A 5,932-nucleotide genomic window follows, 5' to 3' on the forward strand; every position below is an offset into this window, starting at 1 on the left:
CCTCGACACGGGCATCGATAAAAAGTGGCTCCAAGACGACCTAGAACGCGCCCTGGCCGCTGGTATCGTCCCCGACTGCTCGTTTGATGGTTGCTCCCATTGCGGCGTCTGTGGCACCGATTTCGGGCACAATGTCATCGTCCCACCCCTACCGATTCCCGAATTTACGGGACACTTTACCCCCAATACTGACAAAGTACAGCGCATCCGTGTCTGGTTCGGCAAAATTGGCAAAATGTCCTTAGTCGGGCATTTAGATTTAGCCAAATTATTCGATCGAGCCATCCGCCGCGCCAGTATTCCCGTAACCTATAGTGGCGGCTTCCATCCCGCCCCCCGGATTATGATTGCTAATGCCTTACCATTAGGCTCGACAAGCACCGGAGAAATCGCCGATTTTGAACTCACCAGCATCATGGATGAGTCAGAATTTCACACTAAATTATCAGCGCAATTACCCGCAGATATTCCGATCTATCGGGTAGAATCCGTCGATCTCAAACAACCTGCTGCATCGGCGTTAATAACTAAAGCGGAATATCTGATTACTGTGTCATCTGCTAGTGAAATGCTTCCTCAGTGGGAAACTTGGATCGCTGCGGTGTTGGCTAATCAAGAAATTATTCAGAACAAAAAGTCTAAATCTGGTAAGAATACACAAATAAATTTACGCGATCGATTATATGAATTAGAGTTGCTGAAAGTTGCAGGGGAGAAGGATGTGGAGTTGCGATATGTGGGTAGTTGTGCAAATGATGGGACTTTATTGCGTCCAGAACAGATGGTATTTATGTTAGAACAGGTTTCGGGGGTGGAGTTGCAGTTAATGAGTATTGTTCGATCGAGATTAATATTAAGTAATATTTCCAATAACTAGAGCAGCGAGTACTGTCAGCTTAATTTTCGCGCTCATTACGCTCTGCGATAATGGCTAGTGTTTTTTTACGGTTGTAAATACAAGTTCCAGGTATCGATCTCAGTTTTTCAATTATCGGATTGCATTCACAGTAACCATCCTGTCGAAATAAATGGATCGTAACTAATCCAAGCGGCTCGATCGCTCGTTCGAGTGCGATATACATTTTCTCAATATCTTCATTGTCAACAAGTTTTAATCGATCTTTAAAACTGTACGTTGCCAAAACTCGATGTTCTAATAAATCGTCCGATCTCACTTTTCTAACTGCGTATAAATGTTGGATTTCTGGAAGCTCAATTAAATTATGAGTTATTAGCTCGGTTGTGTCTCGATTTAGCTGATGTTTGTTATTAAGATCGCGCGAGATGGACTTACTGTAGGCTTTGCTCAAACTATTCACACCATGAATATAATAATCACTTATCAGATTTTTGTACCGATCTGATTCAGCAACATCTGGTGCTCGATCGCCAAAATGATTGAGGATGGTAATTGCTTCCGGAATTGTTCCTGGATCGAGCTGCATTGCTCTCTCTAAGTAATTAATACCATCTGTATTATTCGTATCTAGGAGAATAGTTCCTAATGAAAGGTTTGTTTTGGCATGGTTGGGATTGCGTTCTAATATTTGATAAAAGATAATTATGGCACTATCCTGTTCTCCTAGTTCTATTTTTCTAGTTGCCAGTCGCCACAGTTCATCTACCGTTAGTGAATCATTTTCTGACTTCTCTACCAGGTGATTTACCGATTGCTGTGATTTTTGAGTACGCGCATAATTTAGCTCCCAATTATATAATTCATCGTCAATCCAAGCTTGATTTAATTGAGAAAGTATATAGTAATAAGAGTTTCCGAGACATAGGCGAGCCGAACTATTATGAAACTTTAAACATGAAACTATCTCTTTAATAGCATCCTCTCGATAGCCTAGTGCTAATAATCTATCTGCTAAACAAGGATGCGTATCAGATAGATTAGTTTGCTTGTTTAAGCTATATTTAAGCCATCGCTGTAGATCGGTAGGATCGCATTCTATCGCGATCGATTTTTCCATTAGCTCAAAAATATTGGCTGGAGGTTCTGGCTGCATTCCTCGATTTTTATAGATACCAGGCCAAAATTTTTTGTTTAAAAATTGCTGAACTATTTCAATTGAAACCAACGCAATAGCGAAATTTTTAGTTCCAGTAATATTTGCAGCTAGGCGATCTGCCTCATATTCATTGACTCGACGCAAGACAAATGAATGTATATCTATCAACGGTACATACCATTTTAAAAATAGCCCTAGATATAGATCGACTTTGTTATCTTTGAGTGCATTTTCTTGGAGATATTTATAATTTGTGACTAGACGATACAGCCAGTTATTTAAACTTAGTTCGTTGGTAGACAAGTGAGCAAACTCATGAGCTAAGACAGCTTTGAACTGTTCGCTGCTTAATGACAGCATTAATGGCAATCCAACTATTAAGAAGTTTTGCTTTTTGCCGAACATTCCAAATTTAGGAATTTGGATAACGGCAGCATTTACATCTGCTGTCATGACAACACTATCTATTTCGACAGAGCCAACTTTTTTAGAGACATCTTGTAAAATGTCTTTGATGCGAGAGTTCTCTCTCTTATTTAAGTCTAGAACAACTCCCTGTGGCGGAGGAATTTTAACGAAAAAGATATTAAATAACGAAATCGATAAAAAGCAAGTTAAGATGCTTAGTGTTGGCAATAGAAAGCTCGCTAGTAAATTTGAAAATGGTCTACCGATCGAATTAAATATTGTGTACAAATGATAGACGTATAAGCACACCAAGATAGCAGGTAAAGCTATATAGCAATACCCCAATCCAATTAATATAGCTATTTGAATTCTGTATGCTTGTGGATTTTTGCGTGCTAGTATTTCTAGTTTTTTGATTAATGTTTCCGAGCGGGTTGAAGGTATCGGCATAGACTCATACGTTGTTGATGATATATCGATCCGGCGAGAGCCTATCGTGACGATTCAAATTATTAGAATTGCCTTGTGTCAAACCTTGATGGTTAAGCTACTCGCGTAGGATTGCTATACTTGCAATTAGCATACCCAGTCAGACATTTATTATCTTAACTACCCCATAATTCGATCGAGCTTTATCCAGGAAAATAGTACAGGCGAATTGATATGCAACATTCATTCTCGCCAGCCGATCGAGATTTAATAGCTTATTTAGTAGTTAATACAAGGCTTTAGTCTCGATCGACTGTTAGCGATCTTTAATTATTTTAGCTAGCAATTTTACTCTTTTTTTCAAATTTACGATCGAGCAATTCTATAAGCTCCATGTTGTAACTAAATTTTCGACTGACACATTAGCAGAGCTTAATAGATTAGGATCGATTGATGTTGCCAATCCATGAGCTACTTTGTTTCTAAGCTCTAAACATTTTTTAAAGATATCGAAATCAGACATGGAAATCTCTCCGCTTGAAAAAAGATGATTTAGCAAATTTTTCTCAGGCAATCTCCAAATCGGAATATTCTGCTCGATCGATCTTTTTCTTAGTGTTGCCTCAAGAATACTCGATAAGAATAGGATTGACGGCTCAAACAATGAATTTTGAATCAGTATTTCTAGCTTAGATAAGCGAGTTTTTAGTTCGTCCCAAGATGGCAGATCTCGTTCGCTTGAAGGTAAAATACTATCGCTTGTATCGTCGAGAGTTATTAAGAGAAATCGCCATCCATTATGGGTGGCAATTTGTTCGGCGATCGATTGGAATCGATCTATAGACAAACGATTTGAAGTAGTTTTTACCTCCAAAATTAGCCCCTCATTATCTTTAGTGGCAATTAAGTTTGGGCGGTAGCTACCCAAATCAAAGGGTAAATCTGAGCTAGCTGGTTCGATCGATACTTTGTAACCACTATCTATTAATTCTTGAGCGGTGGACTGAATTTTTTGTTCGTACAAAGACTGAGTTACATTATTCATATATATGCCTCTAAGTTTTCTGCCAAGCTAACACGTATGTAAATGCATTCTTCTCCTAATGTAACACCTGTAACTAGTAATGATGGTAGATTTGTGATGTCTATTGCATCCGAGAGGAATCTCCGATGACTATCGACATCAGAAACAAGTGAGTCATCTGCATAAACAACACCTACCAGAGCATCTTGGATTGGCTTAATAATATTGTCTATATCAGCAGGGGAATCATCACATAAATAAACTAACATCAACCGTAAACCTGGCGTTACGATCGGAGTTCCCCCAATCCACTCAATTCTTGCCCTACCGTACACATAATCTTTCCAAGCCTGCAAGTTTTCACGATTCTTTGCCTGGTGTGATACTGGTCTTTTTGGTATGAGCATCTCAAATAAAAGAGTGCTCATGAAAGATCGCTGTTTGGATTAAGTTCGAGATACATATAAATACGATTGCAATGGATTGTCTATCTGTAGCTTTGGGAACAAGCTGAAACAGCTCGTTAGGATCTTCATGACATCGATTCTCTTAGTCCCAAAGCGATTTTACTATGCTCCTCAATTTGTGACATCACCTGACGCGCGCGACTGATTACCGTCGGCGGTAACCCTGCCAATCGTCCGGCTTCGATACCGTAAGATTTACTCGCTCCGCCAGGTTGGACTTGGTGAAGGAAGATAATTTGGTCGGGTAATTCTTTGACTGTGACTTGATAATTTGCTACGTTCGGCAAGATCGAGGCGAGTTCGTTGAGTTCGTGATAGTGGGTGGCAAAAATCGTGCGCGATCGAATTTCGGCAGCTAAATATTCGGCAACTGCCCAGGCGATCGAAAGTCCGTCAAATGTGGCCGTTCCGCGTCCGATTTCGTCTAATAATACGAGGGAATTGGGAGTGGCATGGTTGAGAATATTGGCAGTTTCATTCATTTCTACCATGAAGGTCGATTGTCCGGTGGCGAGGTCGTCTACTGCGCCGACGCGGGTAAAGATCCGATCGCATATTCCCAACGTAGCGGCGGTGGCGGGGGTAAAACTACCGATTTGCGCCATGATTTGAATTAATCCGAGTTGCCGTAAATAACAACTTTTGCCGCTGGCATTCGGCCCGGTGAGGATAATTAAATCGGGATGTTCGACATTGGCGGTGATATGTTCGGCTTGCCCTAATTGGGTGGAATTAGGGACGAAAAATCCGGCTAGTAGGGCTTTTTCGACTACTGGATGGCGACCGTCGGTAATGTGGATTTCCCGACTCGGTACCATTTGAGGGCGACAGTAGCCTTGAGTGGCGGCAATTTCGGCTAAACCGCACAGAACGTCGATCGCGGAGATGCTGCGGGCGATCGTGCGGATTTGCTCGGTGTGGGCGGCAACTTCTTCGTTGGTGAGGGTTTGTTTGCGAATGTAGTCGCCTGGTACTTGGTCGGCTTTGAGGCGAGAAATGCTGATATAATAACCGAAAGTTTTGTTAAAACCAACTTTTAAATTGGCTATTCCCGTGCGGTCTCGCTCGATGACTTCGAGATTGGCAATCCATTGATGATCTTCAGCGGCTAAGGCGCGGAGTTCGTCGAGTTGGGGATTGATGCCCGATCGAATTAAGCCGCCTTCTTTGAGGTGTTGGGGCGGGTGTTCGACTAAATGCGCGGCGATTTTTTGGCCTAATGCTTCGAGTTCGGCGGGGACGTGGTGGAGGATTTTCAGGAAGGGGGCTTTGCCTTGACTGGCGATATTTGCTAGTTCTGGCAATTTGAGGAAGGAGTCGGCGAGGGCGACTAAATCGCGGGCGTTGGCACGTCCGGATGCAGCTTTACCAGTCAGGCGTTCGATGTCGTAGATCTGTTTGAGCAGTTGTTGGAGATCTTGCCGGAGGAAGGTATGTTCGACGAGTTCTTGGATCGTATCTTGGCGTTTGGTAATCGAGTGAATATCGAGTAGGGGTTGGAGTACCCACCGCCGCAAAGCGCGTCCGCCCATGGCGGTGCAGGTTTTTTCTAACGCCCATAATAGCGAACCTTGCAAATGACCGTCGCG

5 protein-coding genes are annotated in these 5,932 nt (G+C 42.2%); 1 reads left to right on the plus strand and 4 read right to left on the minus strand.

The window, feature by feature from the left end:
- A partial coding sequence (locus C7B77_RS21890; RefSeq protein ID WP_146138444.1) for a TIGR03936 family radical SAM-associated protein occupies positions 1-877 on the plus strand: 877 nt, incomplete at its 5' end.
- Positions 878-896: 19 nt separating this feature from the next.
- Here the strand turns inward: C7B77_RS21890 and C7B77_RS21895 are convergent.
- The 4 genes from C7B77_RS21895 to C7B77_RS21910 form a co-directional block, all read right to left on the minus strand.
- Positions 897-2,873, minus strand: coding sequence for a M48 family metallopeptidase (locus tag C7B77_RS21895; protein ID WP_106309852.1), 1,977 nt, complete (start codon positions 2,871-2,873; stop codon positions 897-899).
- A 361-nt stretch (positions 2,874-3,234) separates the two neighbouring features.
- Positions 3,235-3,897: a hypothetical protein gene (locus tag C7B77_RS21900; RefSeq protein WP_106309855.1), complete on the minus strand. Its 663-nt coding sequence runs from the start codon at positions 3,895-3,897 to the stop codon at positions 3,235-3,237.
- Complete coding sequence (locus C7B77_RS21905) at positions 3,894-4,304, minus strand: RusA family crossover junction endodeoxyribonuclease (RefSeq protein WP_106309859.1); 411 nt, start codon at positions 4,302-4,304, stop codon at positions 3,894-3,896. The genes C7B77_RS21900 and C7B77_RS21905 overlap by 4 nt, the downstream gene beginning before the upstream one ends.
- Positions 4,305-4,408: 104 nt before the next feature.
- A partial coding sequence (locus tag C7B77_RS21910; protein WP_425430842.1) for a MutS-related protein occupies positions 4,409-5,932 on the minus strand: 1,524 nt, incomplete at its 5' end.

It is taken from the genome of Chamaesiphon polymorphus CCALA 037, from assembly GCF_003003845.1.
GTDB classification, from domain to species: Bacteria; Cyanobacteriota; Cyanobacteriia; order Cyanobacteriales; family Chamaesiphonaceae; genus Chamaesiphon; species Chamaesiphon polymorphus.

Coding starts and splice junctions, on each gene's coding strand:
- C7B77_RS21900 (WP_106309855.1), bottom strand. CDS start 3,897: ATGAATAATGTAACTCAGTCTTTGTACGAACAAAAAATTCAGTCCACC.
- C7B77_RS21905 (WP_106309859.1), bottom strand. CDS start 4,304: ATGAGCACTCTTTTATTTGAGATGCTCATACCAAAAAGACCAGTATCA.
- C7B77_RS21895 (WP_106309852.1), bottom strand. CDS start 2,873: ATGCCGATACCTTCAACCCGCTCGGAAACATTAATCAAAAAACTAGAA.